Origin of the sequence: Streptomyces sp. NPDC006872 (genome assembly GCF_040635845.1) — a bacterium.
Lineage (GTDB): Bacteria > Actinomycetota > Actinomycetes > Streptomycetales > Streptomycetaceae > Streptomyces.
Genome location: NZ_JBEYIL010000011.1, coordinates 266,622 through 282,172, shown reverse-complemented (window position 1 = coordinate 282,172; position 15,551 = coordinate 266,622). Strand labels below are relative to the sequence as shown.

Here is a 15,551-nt window from a genome sequence, read left to right as displayed (position 1 = left end):
ACAACATGGTCGTACGTGGGTTCCTGGGTCGGCAGCGGCGGGAGTACACGGCGCCGGAGCCGCACCCCTCCGGCGCGCGCCCGCCGAAGCTTCCCGGGGAGCTCATCCCCGAGCATGTGGCGATCGTCATGGACGGCAACGGCCGCTGGGCCAAGCAGCGCGGGCTGCCGCGCACCGAGGGCCACAAGGTCGGCGCCGAGCAGGTCCTCGACGTGCTCCAGGGCGGCGTCGAGATGGGCGTGCGGAACATCTCGCTGTACGCCTTCTCCACCGAGAACTGGAAGCGCTCGCCCGACGAGGTCCGCTTCCTGATGAACTTCAACCGGGACTTCATCCGCAAGTCCCGCGACCAGCTCGACTCGCTCGGCATCCGGGTGCGCTGGGTGGGCCGGATGCCCAAGCTGTGGAAGTCGGTCGCCAAGGAACTCCAGATCGCCCAGGAGCAGACCAAGGACAACGACCGGCTCACGCTCTACTTCTGCATGAACTACGGCGGGCGGGCGGAGATCGCGGACGCCGCGCAGGCGCTCGCGGAGGACGTGAAGGCGGGCCGGCTCGACCCCTCCAAGGTCAATGAGAAGACCCTCGCCAAGTACCTGTACTACCCGGACATGCCGGACGTCGACCTGTTCCTGCGGCCGAGCGGCGAGCAGCGCACGTCCAACTACCTGCTGTGGCAGAGCGCGTACGCGGAGATGGTCTTCCAGGACGTGCTGTGGCCGGATTTCGACCGCCGTGACCTGTGGCGGGCCTGCCTGGAGTTCGCCTCCCGGGACCGTCGTTTCGGCGGCGCGATCCCCAATGAGGAACTCTTGGCCATGGAGGGAAAGACTCCAGACCAGCAGGCCACTTCCTAGCCCCCGGACGTTCACCGGCCGGGCCGACGATGCGGGAGATCACCCACCCCCCGATCTCCCGTCTCCCGCTCGCTGAAACGGCCCGCACATGAATCGCGTCACCCCCGCCCTCGCCACCGCCGTCGGCGCACTGGTGCTCACGGCGCTGCCCGCGCACGCCGCCACCGACGCCACGCACCTGCCGCACCGCGACAGCTACGGCACGAAGGCCACGTATGCGCCCGAGCAGAGCGCGCACTCGTACCAGCGGCCCCCGGCCGGCTTCACCCCCGTCTTCACGGAGAACGTCTCCCGGCACGGCTCGCGTTCCGCGACGGACGGCGAGGACGCGGACCTGATCCTCGCCCTGTGGGACAAGGCGGAGGCCGCCGGTCGACTCACCGGCAAGGGCGAGGAGTTCGGCCCGAAGGTGCGCGCCCTGCAGGCCGCCATGGCGAAGATCGGCTACGGCAATCTGAGCGGCCTCGGCAAGCAGGAGATCCAGCAGACGGCCGTCCGTACGGCGAAGCGGCTGCCGTCCCTGTTCGCCGGGATCGCGGCGGACGGCGAGAAGATCGACGTGGTCAGCTCCGGGCAGGGCCGGGCGATCGACAGCGCCAACCTGTACGCGGGCGCCCTCGCCGACACCGACCCGGACCTGAAGCCGCTGATCGGCGCGACCCGCACCGACAAGAACCTGCTGTACTTCCACAAGGCCGACGGCGGCGCCGCGTACCGCGACTACCTCGCGAACGACCAGCGCCTCGCGAGCACCCTGGCGACGATCACCGACCAGCCGAAGACCCACAAGGCCGCGGCCGGTGTCCTTCGCCGCCTCTTCAAGGCCGACTTCGTGGCGGGGATCAGCAGCGCCGACCAGGTCGCCGCCGCCCAGGCCGTCTACAACCTGTACGCCATCGCCCCCGCGATGAGCCAGGAGAGCCCGGACGGCAAGGGCTGGGGGATGCAGCGCTACCTCTCCGGCTCCGACGCCGCCTGGTTCGGGTACCTGAGCGATGCCGAGGACTTCTACGAGAAGGGCCCCGGCTTCGCGGACAGCGACATCACGTACAAGATGGCGGGCGTTCTGCTCGACGACTTCTTCAAGCAGGTGGAGGCCAAGAAGGCCGGCACCAGCACCCTGGGCGCCGAACTCCGCTTCACCCATGCCGAGGAGATCATCCCGCTGGCCGCCCTGATGGGCCTGCCCGGCAGCACGAAGCCGGTCACCGCCGCCCAGCCGTACACCTACGCCTCGAACCCCTGGCGCGGCGCCGAGGTGGCCCCCCTGGGCTCCAACATCCAGTGGGACGTCTACGAGAACAACGGCCGCTACCTGATCCGCATGCTCTACAACGAGCAGGAGACGTCCTTCAAGGCCGCCTGCCACCCGGTGTCCAAGGGCAGCAAGTTCTACGACCTCGCAGAGCTGGAGCGCTGCTTCGGGCGCAGCTGAGGTTTTCCTGCTGCTCAGCGGCTCAGCGGCTCAGCGGCTCAGCTGCTCAGCGGCCGGAGGCCTTTGCGCAGTCGGAGCAGGTGCCGAAGATCTCCACCGTGTGGGCGACGTTCACGTAGCCGTGTTCCGCGGCGATCGCCTCCGCCCACGTCTCCACCGCCGGGCCCTCCACCTCCACGGCCTTGCCGCAGACGCGGCAGACGAGGTGGTGGTGGTGCTCGCCGGTGGAGCAGCGGCGGTACACGGACTCGCCGTCCGACGTGCGCAGGACGTCGACCTCGCCGGCGTCGGCGAGGGACTGCAGCGTGCGGTAGACGGTCGTCAGGCCGACGGAGTCGCCCTTGTGCTTGAGCATGTCGTGCAGTTCCTGGGCGCTGCGGAACTCGTCGACCTCGTCGAGCGCCGCTGCCACGGCGGCGCGCTGCCGGGTGGAGCGGCCCTTCACGGGCGGTCCAGCGGTGGTCACCGTTGCCTCCTCACGTCTGCGGCTTGCCGGGCCATTGTGCCAGCCCGGGCTGTGCGCGGTCAGACGCCGACCTCGTCCCCCGATCCGCGGGTGGCCGGAATGGTGCACTCCGCCGGGTCTCCGGCGGGTTGCGTCGCGGCCAGTGCGCGGGCGCGGCGGCGGGCCAGCGGGGCGGCCAGCACGCTCAGCGCGATGAACGCGCCGATGGTCAGCAGGACGATCGTCGCCCCGGGCGGGACGTCCTGGTAGTACGAGGTGACCGTGCCGCCGATGGTCACCGTCACGCCGATCGCCACCGCGATCGCGAAGGTCGCGGCGAAGCTGCGGCTGAGCTGCTGGGCAGCGGCCACCGGGACCACCATCAACGCGCTGACCAGCAGCAGGCCCACGACCCGCATCGCGACCGTCACGGTGACCGCCGCCGTGACCGCCGTCAGCAGGTTCAGGGCGCGGACCGGCAGGCCGGTGACCCGGGCGAACTCCTCGTCCTGGCTGACGGCGAAGAGCTGGCGGCGCAGGCCGACGGTGACGAGGACCACGAAGGCCGCGAGCAGACAGATCGCCGTGACGTCGGATTCCGACACCGTCGACAGCGATCCGAACAGATACGAGGTCAGGTTCGCGTTGGAGCCGGTCGGCGCGAGGTTGATGAACATGACGCCGCCGGCCATGCCGCCGTAGAAGAGCATGGCGAGGGCGATGTCGCCGCGGGTCTTGCCGTACCAGCGGATCAGCTCCATCGCGACCGCGCCCACGACGGAGACGGCCGTGGCCATCCACACGGGGGACCAGGACAGCAGGAAGCCCAGGCCGACGCCGGTCATCGCGACGTGGCCGATGCCGTCGCCCATGAGGGCCTGGCGGCGCTGGACGAGGTAGATGCCGACGGCGGGGGCGGTGATGCCGACCAGGACCGCGGCGAGCAGCGCCCGCTGCATGAAGGCGTAGTTCAGGAGGTCCATCAGCTCAGCAGTCCTGTGTGGATCGGCTCGGCGCCGGTGGGCGCGTGGGGGTGTACGTGGTCGTGGCCGGGCAGGGCATGCTGGCCGACGGCCGGCGTGGGCGGTCCGTCGTGCAGCACGCAGCCGTCGCGCAGGACGACCGCCCGGTCGATCAGGGGCTCCAGGGGGCCCAGTTCGTGCAGCACGAGGAGGACGGTCGTGCCCGCCGCCACCTGGTCCTTCAGGGTCCGGGCCAGGACCTCCTGGCTGGCCAGGTCGACGCCCGCCATCGGCTCGTCCATGATCAGCAGATCGGGTTCGCCGGCCAGCGCACGGGCGATCAGCACGCGCTGGTGCTGGCCGCCGGAGAGGGCGTCGACGTTGTCCTTGGCGCGGTCCGCCATGCCGACGAGCTCCAGGGCGTGCCGGACGGCCGCGTGGTCGGCCTTGCGGAAGACGCCGAACCGGGTGCGCGAGAGGCGGCCCGAGGAGACGATCTCCGTCACCGTGGCGGGGACGCCGCCCGCGGCCGTGGTGCGCTGCGGGACGTATCCGATCCGCGCCCAGTCCCGGAACCGGCGCTGCGGGGTGCCGAACAGCTCGATCTCCCCGGCGCCGACCGGCACCTGGCCGATGACGCTGCGCACGGCCGTGGACTTGCCGGAGCCGTTCGCGCCGAGCAGGGCGACGACCTCACCGCGCCGCACGGTGAGGTCGATGCCCCGCAGGACCGGGCGCGAGCCGAGCTCGGCCCGGACCCCGCGCAGCGAGATGACGGCCTGCGCGATGACGGGCTCGGCCTTCGCGTCGACGACGCTAGCGTCCATGACGCCCTCCGTAGAGATCACTGGAGATTCACTTGGTTCCCAGGGCCGTCTGCAGCGCCTTGAGGTTGGCTTCCTGGACCGAGAAGTAGTCCTTGCCCCGGGACTTCTCGGTGATGCCCTCGATCGGGTCGAGGACGTCGGTCCTGAGGTTCGCGTCGGAGGCGATGGTCTTCGCGGTCTTGTCGCTGACGAGCGTCTCGTAGAACACGGTCGTGACGCCGTCGGCCTTGGCCATCTTCTCAAGCTCCTTGACGCGCGCGGCGCTGGGCTCCGACTCGGGGTCGAGGCCGTTGATGGCCTCCTCGGTCAGGCCGTAGCGCTCGGCGAGGTAGCCGAAGGCGGCGTGCGTGGTGACGAACACCTTGGTCTTGGTGTTCGCGAGCCCGGTCTCGAACTTCGTGTTCAGCTCGCCGAGCTTCTTCACGAGGGTCGCGGTGTTGGTCCGGTAGTCGGCCGCGTGGTCCGGGTCGGCCTTCTCGAAGGCCTTGCCGACGCCGGCGGCGACCTCGGCGTAGCGCACCGGATCGAGCCAGATGTGGGGGTCGAGACCGGCCAGTTCCTCGTTCTCGTGGTCGTCGTGCTCGGCCGCGTGACCGCCGACCTCGTTGCCGTGCTTCTCGAGCGTGGTGAGGGAGGCGGCGTCGATCTTCGTCTTGACCTCGGACTGGGCCACCGCGTCGTCGACGGACGGCTGGAGGTTCTTCAGGTACAGGACCGCGTCGGACTCCTGGAGGGCGGCCGTCTGCTTGGCGCTGATCTCCAGGTCGTGCGGCTCCTGGCCGGGCTGGGTGAGGCTGGTGACGTGCACATGGTCCCCGCCTATCTGCTCGGCGAGGAAGGCCATCGGATAGAACGACGCGACGACGTCGAACTTGTCCGTGCCCGCAGCGGCCGCGCTGTCGGTGGAACAGGCGGAGAGGGTGCCGAGGCCGAGGGCGGTGGCAGCGGCGATCGCGGTGCCGGATATGAGTCGTCGTACGTTCATGACAGTCATTTTCAACAAATATGGAAACCGTTGTCAACAAGGTTCCGGCAAGGCACCGATTTGGTTGAGGGGGAGCCCTCGCCGGTACCCTGAAGTCTTCGCTGGAAGCACCTCGCTTCGTCGCCCGTCGTCGTTATGAAGAGAGCACCGTGGCCGCCGACAAGATCGACACCATCGTCAGCCTGAGCAAGCGCCGTGGCTTCGTATTCCCCTGTAGTGAGATCTACGGCGGCCAGAAGGCCGCCTGGGACTACGGACCGCTGGGTGTCGAGCTCAAGGAGAACCTGAAGCGCCAGTGGTGGCGCTACATGGTGACGTCGCGCGAGGACGTGGTCGGCATCGACTCGTCCGTCATCCTGGCCCCCGAGGTCTGGGTGGCCTCCGGTCACGTCGCCACTTTCTCCGACCCGCTGACCGAGTGCACCTCCTGCCACAAGCGGTTCCGCGCGGACCACTTGGAAGAGGCGTACGAGGCCAAGCACCACCGCGCGCCGGAGAACGGCCTGGCCGACGTGAACTGCCCCAACTGCGGCAACAAGGGCCAGTTCACCGAGCCCAAGCAGTTCTCGGGTCTGCTCTCCACCCACCTCGGCCCGACGCAGGACACCGGCTCCATCGCCTACCTGCGCCCCGAGACCGCGCAGGGCATCTTCACCAACTTCGCCCAGGTGCAGACGACTTCGCGCCGCAAGCCGCCGTTCGGCATCGCGCAGATGGGCAAGTCCTTCCGCAACGAGATCACGCCCGGCAACTTCATCTTCCGCACCCGCGAGTTCGAGCAGATGGAGATGGAGTTCTTCGTCAAGCCGGGCGAGGACGAGAAGTGGCAGGAGTACTGGATGGAGCAGCGCTGGAACTGGTACACCGGCCTGGGCATGCGTGAAGAGAACATGCGCTGGTACGACCACCCGGCGGAGAAGCTCTCCCACTACTCCAAGCGCACCGCCGACATCGAGTACCGCTTCCAGTTCGGCGGCAACGAGTGGGGCGAGCTGGAGGGCGTCGCCAACCGCACCGACTACGACCTCTCCGCCCACGCCAAGGCCTCCGGCCAGGACCTCTCCTACTTCGACCAGGAGGCCCAGGAGCGCTGGACGCCGTACGTCATCGAGCCGGCGGCGGGCGTCGGCCGTGCGATGCTGGCGTTCCTGCTCGACGCGTACGTCGAGGACGAGGCCCCCAACGCCAAGGGCAAGCTGGAGAAGCGCACGGTGCTGCGCCTCGACCACCGTCTCGCCCCGGTGAAGGTCGCGGTCCTGCCCCTCTCCCGCAACCCCGAGCTGTCCCCGAAGGCCAAGGGCCTCGCCGCCGCGCTGCGCCAGAACTGGAACATCGAGTTCGACGACGCCGGCGCGATCGGCCGCCGCTACCGCCGCCAGGACGAGATCGGCACGCCGTACTGCGTGACGGTCGACTTCGACACCCTGGACGACAACGCGGTGACGGTGCGCGAGCGTGACTCGATGAAGCAGGAGCGGGTGTCCCTCGACCAGATCGAGGGCTACCTCGCGGGCCGCCTGATCGGCTGCTGACCCGCTGACCCGCTGACACGGGCCCCGCACCCCCTCGCCGGGGTGCGGGGTCGCTGTGTTTCAGAGGTCCAGGTCCGCGTACAGCGCCGCGTGGTCGGAGGCCTGGGTCGCCGTCGACGTGACCGTCGGGAACGACTTGAAGGTCTCCGGGGCCCAGATGCCCCGCCGTTCCACCTCGACGTGCTCGATGCGGTCGAACAGCCCCGGCGGGAACAGGAGGTAGTCGATCTTCTCCTCGTCCTGCGTGCCCGGTCCGTGGGTGCCCGGGTCTCCCGTGTAGCCGGTGTGCGTCATTGCGTCCTTCAGGCCGGCGTCCAGCAGGGTCTTGACCGGGGTGCTGGCCATGAAGTCGTTGAGGTCGCCGGCGACGACGACGTGCTCGGACCGCAGGAGGGCGGCCTCGTAGATCTCCCGGACGCGCAGGGCCTGGCGGGCGCGGAGTCCGGCGCCGCCGCCCCGCTTGCTCTTGAGGTGGTTGCCCAGGATCCACAGGGGCGTGCCGTTCAGGGCGATCTCGAATTCGGGGCAGTCCCGGCTGAAGAGCCGCCGGCCGCCCTGTCCGGGGTCGAAGATGTGCGACCGCACCGAGGTGATCGGGTGGCGGCTGAGGATGCCCACGTCGATGCCGCGGGGGTCGTTGCCGTCGATCAGCAGGTTGAACGGGTAGGGCTGGTGCCCCAGCGTCTCGCCGAGGACGTTCTCGTTGAAGCGCTCCAGGGCGAGGCGGTCCTCGACCTCCACCATGAGCAGGATGTCCGCGTTGACCTCGGCCACCACCCGACCGGTGTTCTGCACGGCCGGCCAGCTGAGGTCGTCGCGCACGAGCTGGGCCCAGCCGGCCCAGTCCCCGCGGCCGGCGGCCGCGACCGTGAGGGTGGGGTCCTCGTCGAAGAGTCTGCCGCCCTTCCCCTTCAGCTCGTTGACGAAGAACGGCCGGGGGCTGTCCGGCGCGGAGTCGAGGGCCCGGTGCTCCTTGACGATCGCGAGGATCCGCTCCTTGTCGTGGTCCGAGTAGCTCTCCTTCTCCAGGAGGGCCACCAGGTCGCCGAAGTCGGCGAGGACCTTGTCGCGCTGGGTGTCGCTCTCCAGGGCGAAGGCCTTGGGGCGGCGGAAGAGGTTCTCCGCGTTGAAGGTGCCGATACGGATGGTCATGACGTGCCTCCCGCGGCGGCGCAGAGCCGCACGGCCGACGGCAGGCGCCGCCGAGGTGACTGCACGCCGACACTCTCCATTGTCCGGGTCCCGGGTGCTGCCGTCGTGTCGACAGACAGGGGTCGATGCGTGTGACAGCTGACAGATATTGAAATCTGTCAGCTGTCATGCCATGCTGGCGGGCATGACGATCCACGAGCACACCCGCACCCTTGGAACCACCGGCCCCGAGGTCTCCGCCCTGGGGCTCGGCTGCATGGGCATGTCCGCGCTGTACGGCGACGCGGACCGGTCCGAGGGGATCGCGACGATCCACGCGGCCCTGGAGGCCGGCGTGACGCTGCTGGACACCGGCGACTTCTACGCCATGGGGCACAACGAGCTGCTGGTCGGCGAGGCGCTGCGCACCGCCCCGGCCGCCCACCGCGAGCAGGCGCTGGTCAGCGTGAAGTTCGGCGCCCTGCGCGGCCCGGACGGCGCCTGGGAGGGCTACGACGGCCGCCCGGCGGCGGTGAAGAACTTCGCCGCGTACTCGCTCCAGCGCCTCGGCGTCGACCACATCGACGTCTACCGCATCGCCCGGCTCGACCCGGACGTGCCGATCGAGGAGACGGTCGGCGCGATCGCCGAGCTGGTCGAGCAGGGGTACGTCCGGCACATCGGCCTCAGCGAGGTCGGCGCCGAGACGATCCGCAAGGCCGCCGCGACCGCCCCGATCGCCGACCTCCAGTTCGAGTACTCGCTGATCTCGCGGGGCATCGAGGCGGAGATCCTGCCGACCACCCGCGAACTGGGCATCGCCGTCACGGCGTACGGAGTGCTGTCCCGGGGCCTGATCTCCGGCCACTTCACCGCCGACCGGAAGCTCGCCGCGAACGACTTCCGGGCCTACTCGCCCCGCTTCCAGGGCGAGAACCTCCAGCACAACCTGAACCTGGTGGAGGCGCTGCGGAAGATTGCCGAGCAGAAGGGCGTCTCCGTCGCGCAGATCGCGATCGCCTGGGTGCTCGGCCGGGGCGAGGACATCGTGCCCCTCGTCGGCGCCCGCACCCGGGAGCGGCTCACGGAGTCCCTCGGCGCACTGGAGGTCACGCTGGACGCGGGTGACCTCGCCGCCATCGAGGAGGCCGTGCCGGCCGACGCCGCGGCGGGCGAGCGCTACCCGGCGGCCGCGATGGCTCATCTCCCGGCGTGATCCCCCTGCCAGGTACGGTCTGAGCATGTCACCGACCACCGAGACCCTGACCGCCGAGCGCATCCTCGAGGCGACCGAGGAGGTGCTGCGCCGTCACGGCCCCGCCAAGGCCACCGTGGTCGACGTGGCCCGCGCGCTCGGCGTCAGCCACGGCAGCGTCTACCGCCACTTCCGTACCAAGGCGGCGCTGCGCGAGGCGGTCACGAAACGGTGGCTGGACCGCACCTCGGAGACGCTCTCGGGCATCACCGCCGACGAGACCCGCACCCCTGCGGACCGGTTGCGCGACTGGCTCGCCGCCCTGCTCGACGCCAAGCGCCGCAAGGCGGGCCTCGACCCCGAGCTGTTCGCCACGTACATGGTGCTGACCAGCGAGAACGGCTCGGCGGTCGGCGGACACCTCGACGACCTCACCGGCCAGCTGACCTCGATCATCGAGGCGGGGGTCGACTCCGGCGCCTTCGCGGCCCCCGACCCGGCCGTCGCCGCCCGAGCCGTCTTCCAGGCCACCGCCCGCTTCCACGACCCCACCTACTTCCGGGAGTGGGAACGCCCGGAGGCGAACGACGACTTCACGGCCCTGGTGGACCTGCTGCTGGAGGGACTGCGGGGACGGGGTTAGGGCCCGTCCGGCGGCTCATGCCGCAGACACGGGGTCCGGCACGCCCTCCCCCGGAGGGGAGACCCCATCACCCCGCTCCCCGGCGCTGCACCCGCAACTCATCGCGGCTCGCGGCCCTCCGTCGGATCCACCGTCGCCTGGTGAGCCTCGGCGAGATGCTCCTGAGCCTTCAACCAGGGCAGGAACTGCGCCCCCTTGCGCCAGCCGCACGTGTCGCATTCGATCGTGCGACGCGCTCCCGCCCGCTGCACCCTGACGATGTGCTCCCGCCCGTGCTGGTCCCAGCGGCTCACCTTGCTCGTGTTGATCTCCAGCATGACGTCTCCTGCGTCTCGTCGTGCGTCCGAGGACATCGAGTCCGGCTGCGCGGTCAAGGAACCCGCGCAGCAAGGAGTGTGCAGCAAGACCAACATCAACGGGGACTTCACCCCACCTTGCGCGGCAGCCGCAGGCTCAACAGCGCTGTCACGACCACCCCGGCCAACTGCACGACCAGCGTGGTGACAAGGGCGTCCCGCATGCCCATCCCCGGGACCAGGGAGAGGAACAGGGTGCCGAGGGTGGCCACGCCCAGGGCCAGCGAGGCCTGTTGGGTGGTCACCATCACACCGCTGCCGACGCCCGCCCGCTCCGGCGGCACCTCCGACATCACGATCCGCATGACGACGGGCAGTTGGAGCGCCTGGCCCGTGCCGGCGACCGCCGCGCCCGGCAGCAGCTCGACGAAGCCCACGTCCGGCCAGTCGGCGCGCACCGCCAGAATGAGCAGGACGACACCCAGGCCCTGCAGCACCGACCCGGCGGTCACCACCCGGGCCCCGAACCGCGCCACCAGCCGGGGTCCGGCCAGCGAGGCCAGGAAGAACGCCGCGGCCATCGGCGTGAGCGCGAGACCGGCCGGCACCGGACCGAGCCCGGCCCCGCGCTGCAACGCCACGGCCACGACGAACATGAAACCGCTGAAGCCGATCGAGAACGGCACCATGAGCACCAGCCCGCGCCGCAGGGGCGTGAGCGCGAACAGGCTCGGCGGCACCAGCGGCGTTCGGCCCTGCCGGTCGGCCCGCCGCTCCACCGCGTAGAAGGCGCCCGCCAGCAGCGGGAACGCGGCCAGCGACAGCCACGTCCACAGCGGCCAGCCCGCGGCCCGGCCCTCGGTGAGCGGGGCGAGCAGCGCCAGCAGAGCGGCGGCGAGCAGCACGGTGCCGGGTCCGTCCACGGGCTCCGGGCGCTGCGAGCGCGTCTCCGGGACGGCACGGACGGCGAGGACCAGCCCGACGATCACGACGGGGACGTTGACCAGGAACACGGACCGCCAGCCGCTGCCGGCGAGGTCCGCGGCGACCAGCACGCCGCCGAGGATCTGGCCCGCGACCATCGACAGGCCGGCGGTCGCGCCATAGAGGCTCATGGCCTTGGCGCGGCGCGGTCCCGCGGTGGCGGACTGGATGGTGGCGAGCACCTGCGGCACCATGGCGGCGGCCGACGCGCCCTGCGCGATCCGCGCCGCGACCAGCGTCCATGCGTCGGGTGCGAGGCCGCAGGCCAGCGAGGTCAGACCGAAGGCGGCCATGCCGCACAGGAAGAGCCGGCGCCGGCCGAACAGGTCGCCGAGCCGGCCGCCGAGCACGAGGAGCACCGCGTACGCGAGCCCGTACCCGGCGACGACGAGTTCGAGGACCGACTCGCTCGCGCCGAGGTCCTGGCCCATGGTGGGCAGGGCGACGTTGACGATGAAGAAGTCGATGAGGGGGAGCGCCGCGCCGATCAGCACGGTGAACAGCCCGAGCGGACCGAGCGCGCCGGGTGCCGCGGCGCTCCGTCCGGCGGCTGGAGCAACGATGGTTTCAGTCACCCTCCAGAGCCTGAGCCGCCCCGCAGACGGGTACCAGAGTCTTCTTATCCTGGTAGAAGAAGTACCTGGCAACAGGATCCGAACGGCGGCAGGCTGGAGCCATGACGACGGAGATCCGGCGGCACGAGCTCGCCGCCTTTCTGCGCAGCCGCCGCGAGCGCATCACGCCCGAGCAGGTGGGCCTCCCGCGCGGAGCGCGCCGCCGCACGCCGGGCCTGCGCCGTGAGGAGGTCGCGCATCTCTCGGCGGTCGGTGTCACCTGGTACACGTGGCTCGAACAGTCGAGGGACATCCACGTCTCGGTTCAGGTCCTGGACGCCCTCGCCCGCACGTTGCTGCTCGACCCGGGCGAACGAGCCCACCTCTTCCAGCTGGCCGGCGCGACCGACCCGACCCCCGCCTCGTCGTGCATGGGCGTCACCGACGCCGTACGCGCCCTGCTCGACCGGCTCGACCCGATCCCCGCCAGCGTCCAGAACAGCCGCTACGACATCCTGGCCTACAACCGCACCTACGCCCATCTGCTGTGCGACCTGGACACGGTGCCGCCCGAGGACCGCAACTGCGTGATCCTCATGCACACCCACCCCCAGTGGCGCGAGTCGGTCGTCGAGCACGACGAGTCCATGCGGGTGATGGCTGCGAAACTCCGCGCGTCCATGGCCGGGCACCTCTCCGAGCCGGCCTGGAAGATGCTGGTCAAGCGTCTGCAGTCCGAGTCCCCGGCGTTCCGCGAGAACTGGGAGCGCTATGAGATCGCCGCCGGCCGCGGCAAGGTCAAACAGTTCCGCAACCGCCACGTCGGCCTCCTGACCGTCACCCACACCGACCTCTGGCTGAACCCCGAACTCGGCGCTCGCATCGTGACGTACGTACCGGTGGACGCGGAGACCCGAGAGCGTCTGGAGAAGCTGTACGCGCTGGCCGGGGACCCTCGGCGCACGGTCACGCGCTGACGTTCGCCGCCGCGGGGACGTCCGGCGTCTCCGCCTCCAGACGCTGCGCGGTCCGCTCCGCCGTCCCCTTCGCCCAGCGGCCGGTGGTGACGGCGCCCAGGGCGAGGACGACCGCGCCGCAGCCGGTGAGGATCCACCAGCCGGGGACGGCGGCGGAAGCGAAGGTCTCGCGGTAGGACGAGGTGCTCACGCCCGCCGCCAGGACCGCGCCGATCACCGCGACGCCCAGGGTCTGGCCGAGCTGGCGGCTGGTGGAGGCGACCGCCGCCGCCACCCCCGCCTGACTGCGCGGCATGCCCGACACGGCCGTGTTGGTGATCGGCGCGTTCACGAAGCCGAAGCCCACGCCGAACAGCACGTACCCGAGGAACAGCGTGACGTCGGACGTCTGCGCGTCGAAGGCGGCGAACAGCAGCCCGCTCGCCGTCATCGCGACGCCCGCGATCAGCAGCGGCAGCCGTGGGCCCCGGGTGCCCAGCAGCCGTCCGGACAGAGGGGCGCACAGGAACGTCGGCACGGCCATCGGCAGCATCCACAGGCCCGCGTGAAGGGCGTCGAGGCCCCGTACGTTCTGGAGGTACAGGGTGGACAGGAACAGGAACCCGCCCAGCGCGGCGAACGCGCTGATCGCGACCACCGTCGCGCCGCTGAACGGCACCGACCGGAAGAACCGCAGGTCGATGAGGGGTTCGGCGCGCCGGGGCTCGTACCGGAGCAGGCCGATCAGCGCGGCCAGCGCCACGGCGGCGAAGGGGCCGCTGGTCGTCAGGCCCGCCTCCGGCGCCTCGATGATCGCGTACGTCAGGGAGCCGAAGAGGGTAATGACCAGCAGCTGGCCGACCGGGTCGGGGCGGCGGGCCTTCGGCGCGCGGGACTCGGGGACGTAGCGCAGGGTCGCCAGCAGGGCCACCAGGCCGACCGGCAGGTTGAGCCAGAAGATCGAGCGCCAGCCGACGGTCTCCACGAGCAGTCCGCCCAGCAGCGGGCCGGCGGCCATCGAGATGCCGACGACCGCGCCCCACACCCCGATCGCCCTGGCGCGCTCGCGCGGGGCGGTGAAGGTGTTGGTGATGATCGACATGGCGACCGGGTTCAGCATCGAACCGCCGACCGCCTGCACCATCCGCGCCGCGATCAGCAGGTCGAGGTTCGGGGCGAGCGAGCACAGCAGGGAGCCGATCGAGAACACGACCAGGCCGGCCATGAAGACCTTCTTGCGGCCGATCCGGTCGGCGGTGGACCCCGCGAGCATCAACAGCGAGGCCAGGACGAGCGTGTAGGCGTCGATAGTCCACTGGAGTCCGGCGGTGGTGGCGTGCAGGTCCTGCTGCATCACGGGGAGGGCGACGTTCAGGACGGTGACGTCGAGGCTCACGATCAGCAGGCTCATGCAGCAGATGGCGAGGACGAGGAGACGTCGGCGAGGGCTGAGCTCGGGCATGCGCTCCAGGGTACGCCGGTGTCGATAGTGCGTCTAACTAATGACTGCTACATGATCCTTGCCGATGCGCGACAATGGCCCAATGCCCACGACCACGCCCGTCATCGCCCGGCCCCTGAGGATCGGCCCGCACGCCGTCCAGCCGCCCGTCGTCCTGGCCCCCATGGCCGGGATCACCAACGCGCCCTTCCGCACCCTGTGCAGGGAGTTCAGCGGCGGCAAGGGGCTGTTCGTCAGCGAGATGATCACGACCCGGGCGCTGGTCGAGCGCAACGAGAAGACCATGCAGCTGATCCACTTCGACGCGACCGAGAAGCCCCGCTCGATCCAGCTGTACGGCGTCGACCCGGCCACCGTCGGCAAGGCCGTCCGCATGATCGCGGAGGAGGGCCTCGCCGACCACATCGACCTCAACTTCGGCTGCCCGGTCCCCAAGGTGACGAGGAAGGGCGGCGGCTCCGCCCTCCCCTACAAGCGCCACCTGCTGCGCGCGATCCTGCGCGAGGCGGTCAGCGGCGCCGGCGACCTCCCGGTCACCATGAAGATGCGCAAGGGCATCGACGACGACCACATCACCTACCTCGACGCCGGCCGCATCGCCGTCGAGGAGGGCGTGACCGCCATCGCCCTGCACGGCCGCACGGCCGCCCAGCACTACGGCGGCACCGCCGACTGGGAGGCGATCGCCCGCCTGAAGGAACACGTCCCGGAGATCCCCGTCCTCGGCAACGGCGACATCTGGTCGGCGCAGGACGCGCTGCGGATGGTGCGCGAGACCGGGTGCGACGGCGTCGTCGTCGGGCGCGGCTGCCTGGGCCGGCCCTGGCTGTTCGCCGACCTGGTCGCCGCCTTCGAGGGGCGTACGGACGACATCTCGCGCCCCTCCCTCCGCGAGGTCGCCGACATCATGGTCCGGCACGCCACCCTCCTCGGCGAGTGGATCGGCGACGAGTCGCGCGGGGTCATCGACTTCCGCAAGCACGTCGCCTGGTACCTCAAGGGCTTCGCGGTCGGCTCCGAGATGCGCAAGCGGCTGGCGATCACGTCGTCGCTGACGGAACTGCGGTCCGGGCTGGACGAGTTGGACCTCGACCAGCCCTGGCCCACCGGCGCCGACGGCCCCCGCGGCCGCACGTCCGGCAACAACCGCGTGGTGCTCCCGGACGGGTGGCTCAAGGACCCGTACGACTGCGCGGGCATCAGCGAGGACGCGGAACTGGACACCTCCGGCGGCTGAGGTCCCGCACCTTCCGCATATCCCCCCGTCCCGCAGGTCCTGCAAGTCCC

15 protein-coding genes are annotated in these 15,551 nt (G+C 70.6%); 7 read left to right on the top strand and 8 right to left on the bottom strand.

The features are described 5' to 3' along the window. Positions 1-5 precede the first annotated feature (5 nt). Both ABZ725_RS31130 and ABZ725_RS31125 read left to right on the top strand, forming a co-directional pair. Positions 6-857: an isoprenyl transferase gene (locus tag ABZ725_RS31130; RefSeq protein WP_351914983.1), complete on the top strand. Its 852-nt coding sequence runs from the start codon at positions 6-8 to the stop codon at positions 855-857. A gap of 88 nt (positions 858-945) precedes the next feature. Next, complete coding sequence (locus ABZ725_RS31125) at positions 946-2,292, top strand: histidine-type phosphatase (RefSeq protein WP_358805829.1); 1,347 nt, start codon at positions 946-948, stop codon at positions 2,290-2,292. Positions 2,293-2,338: 46 nt separating this feature from the next. Here ABZ725_RS31125 and ABZ725_RS31120 read toward each other — a convergent pair whose 3' ends face one another. Genes ABZ725_RS31120 through ABZ725_RS31105 form a run of 4 tightly spaced genes read right to left on the bottom strand, consistent with a single transcriptional unit; the run spans position 2,339 to position 5,511 of the window. Next, positions 2,339-2,758, bottom strand: a complete 420-nt coding sequence (locus ABZ725_RS31120; protein WP_351914979.1) for a transcriptional repressor — start codon at positions 2,756-2,758, stop codon at positions 2,339-2,341. A 59-nt stretch (positions 2,759-2,817) separates the two neighbouring features. Then, a complete protein-coding gene (locus tag ABZ725_RS31115) occupies positions 2,818-3,720 on the bottom strand; it encodes a metal ABC transporter permease (protein WP_358805828.1) in 903 nt (300 codons plus the stop codon). After that, positions 3,720-4,526 (bottom strand): metal ABC transporter ATP-binding protein, encoded by an 807-nt coding sequence (locus tag ABZ725_RS31110; protein ID WP_358805827.1) that lies wholly within the window; start codon positions 4,524-4,526, stop codon positions 3,720-3,722. Before ABZ725_RS31110 ends, ABZ725_RS31115 begins: the two co-directional genes overlap by 1 nt. A 28-nt stretch (positions 4,527-4,554) precedes the next feature. Further along, complete coding sequence (locus ABZ725_RS31105) at positions 4,555-5,511, bottom strand: metal ABC transporter substrate-binding protein (protein WP_358805826.1); 957 nt, start codon at positions 5,509-5,511, stop codon at positions 4,555-4,557. Positions 5,512-5,660: 149 nt separating this feature from the next. On the opposite strand from ABZ725_RS31105, the gene ABZ725_RS31100 reads away from it, so the two are divergent. Next, entirely contained in the window at positions 5,661-7,043 is a 1,383-nt protein-coding gene (locus ABZ725_RS31100; protein ID WP_358805825.1) for a glycine--tRNA ligase, read from the top strand. A 60-nt stretch (positions 7,044-7,103) separates the two neighbouring features. Here the strand turns inward: ABZ725_RS31100 and ABZ725_RS31095 are convergent, their stop codons facing one another. Further along, a complete protein-coding gene (locus ABZ725_RS31095; RefSeq protein ID WP_358805824.1) occupies positions 7,104-8,195 on the bottom strand; it encodes an endonuclease/exonuclease/phosphatase family protein in 1,092 nt (363 codons plus the stop codon). Between the two features lie 184 nt (positions 8,196-8,379). Here ABZ725_RS31095 and ABZ725_RS31090 point away from each other — a divergent pair, with 184 nt between their 5' ends. Together ABZ725_RS31090 and ABZ725_RS31085 are read left to right on the top strand one after the other, a co-directional pair. Then, the gene (locus ABZ725_RS31090; protein ID WP_358805823.1) at positions 8,380-9,390 is read left to right on the top strand and encodes an aldo/keto reductase; all 1,011 of its coding nucleotides are present in this window, start codon (positions 8,380-8,382) and stop codon (positions 9,388-9,390) included. Positions 9,391-9,415: 25 nt separating this feature from the next. Continuing rightward, positions 9,416-10,012 (top strand): TetR family transcriptional regulator, encoded by a 597-nt coding sequence (locus tag ABZ725_RS31085; protein WP_358805822.1) that lies wholly within the window; start codon positions 9,416-9,418, stop codon positions 10,010-10,012. Between the two features lie 98 nt (positions 10,013-10,110). Here the strand turns inward: ABZ725_RS31085 and ABZ725_RS31080 are convergent, their stop codons facing one another. After that, positions 10,111-10,329, bottom strand: a complete 219-nt coding sequence (locus ABZ725_RS31080; RefSeq protein WP_358805821.1) for a hypothetical protein — start codon at positions 10,327-10,329, stop codon at positions 10,111-10,113. Between the two features lie 107 nt (positions 10,330-10,436). Beyond that, positions 10,437-11,867, bottom strand: coding sequence for an MFS transporter (locus ABZ725_RS31075; protein WP_358805820.1), 1,431 nt, complete (start codon positions 11,865-11,867; stop codon positions 10,437-10,439). A 101-nt stretch (positions 11,868-11,968) separates the two neighbouring features. On the opposite strand from ABZ725_RS31075, the gene ABZ725_RS31070 reads away from it, so the two are divergent. Next, positions 11,969-12,823, top strand: coding sequence for a helix-turn-helix transcriptional regulator (locus ABZ725_RS31070; protein WP_358805819.1), 855 nt, complete (start codon positions 11,969-11,971; stop codon positions 12,821-12,823). On the opposite strand, the gene ABZ725_RS31065 is transcribed toward ABZ725_RS31070, so the two are convergent. Next, entirely contained in the window at positions 12,813-14,264 is a 1,452-nt protein-coding gene (locus tag ABZ725_RS31065) for an MFS transporter (RefSeq protein WP_358805818.1), read from the bottom strand. The two genes, ABZ725_RS31070 and ABZ725_RS31065, sit on opposite strands and share 11 nt — an antisense overlap. 82 nt (positions 14,265-14,346) lie before the next feature. On the opposite strand from ABZ725_RS31065, the gene dusB reads away from it, so the two are divergent. Beyond that, the gene (dusB, locus tag ABZ725_RS31060; RefSeq protein ID WP_358805817.1) at positions 14,347-15,501 is read left to right on the top strand and encodes a tRNA dihydrouridine synthase DusB; all 1,155 of its coding nucleotides are present in this window, start codon (positions 14,347-14,349) and stop codon (positions 15,499-15,501) included. The last annotated feature ends 50 nt before the right edge of the window (positions 15,502-15,551 follow it).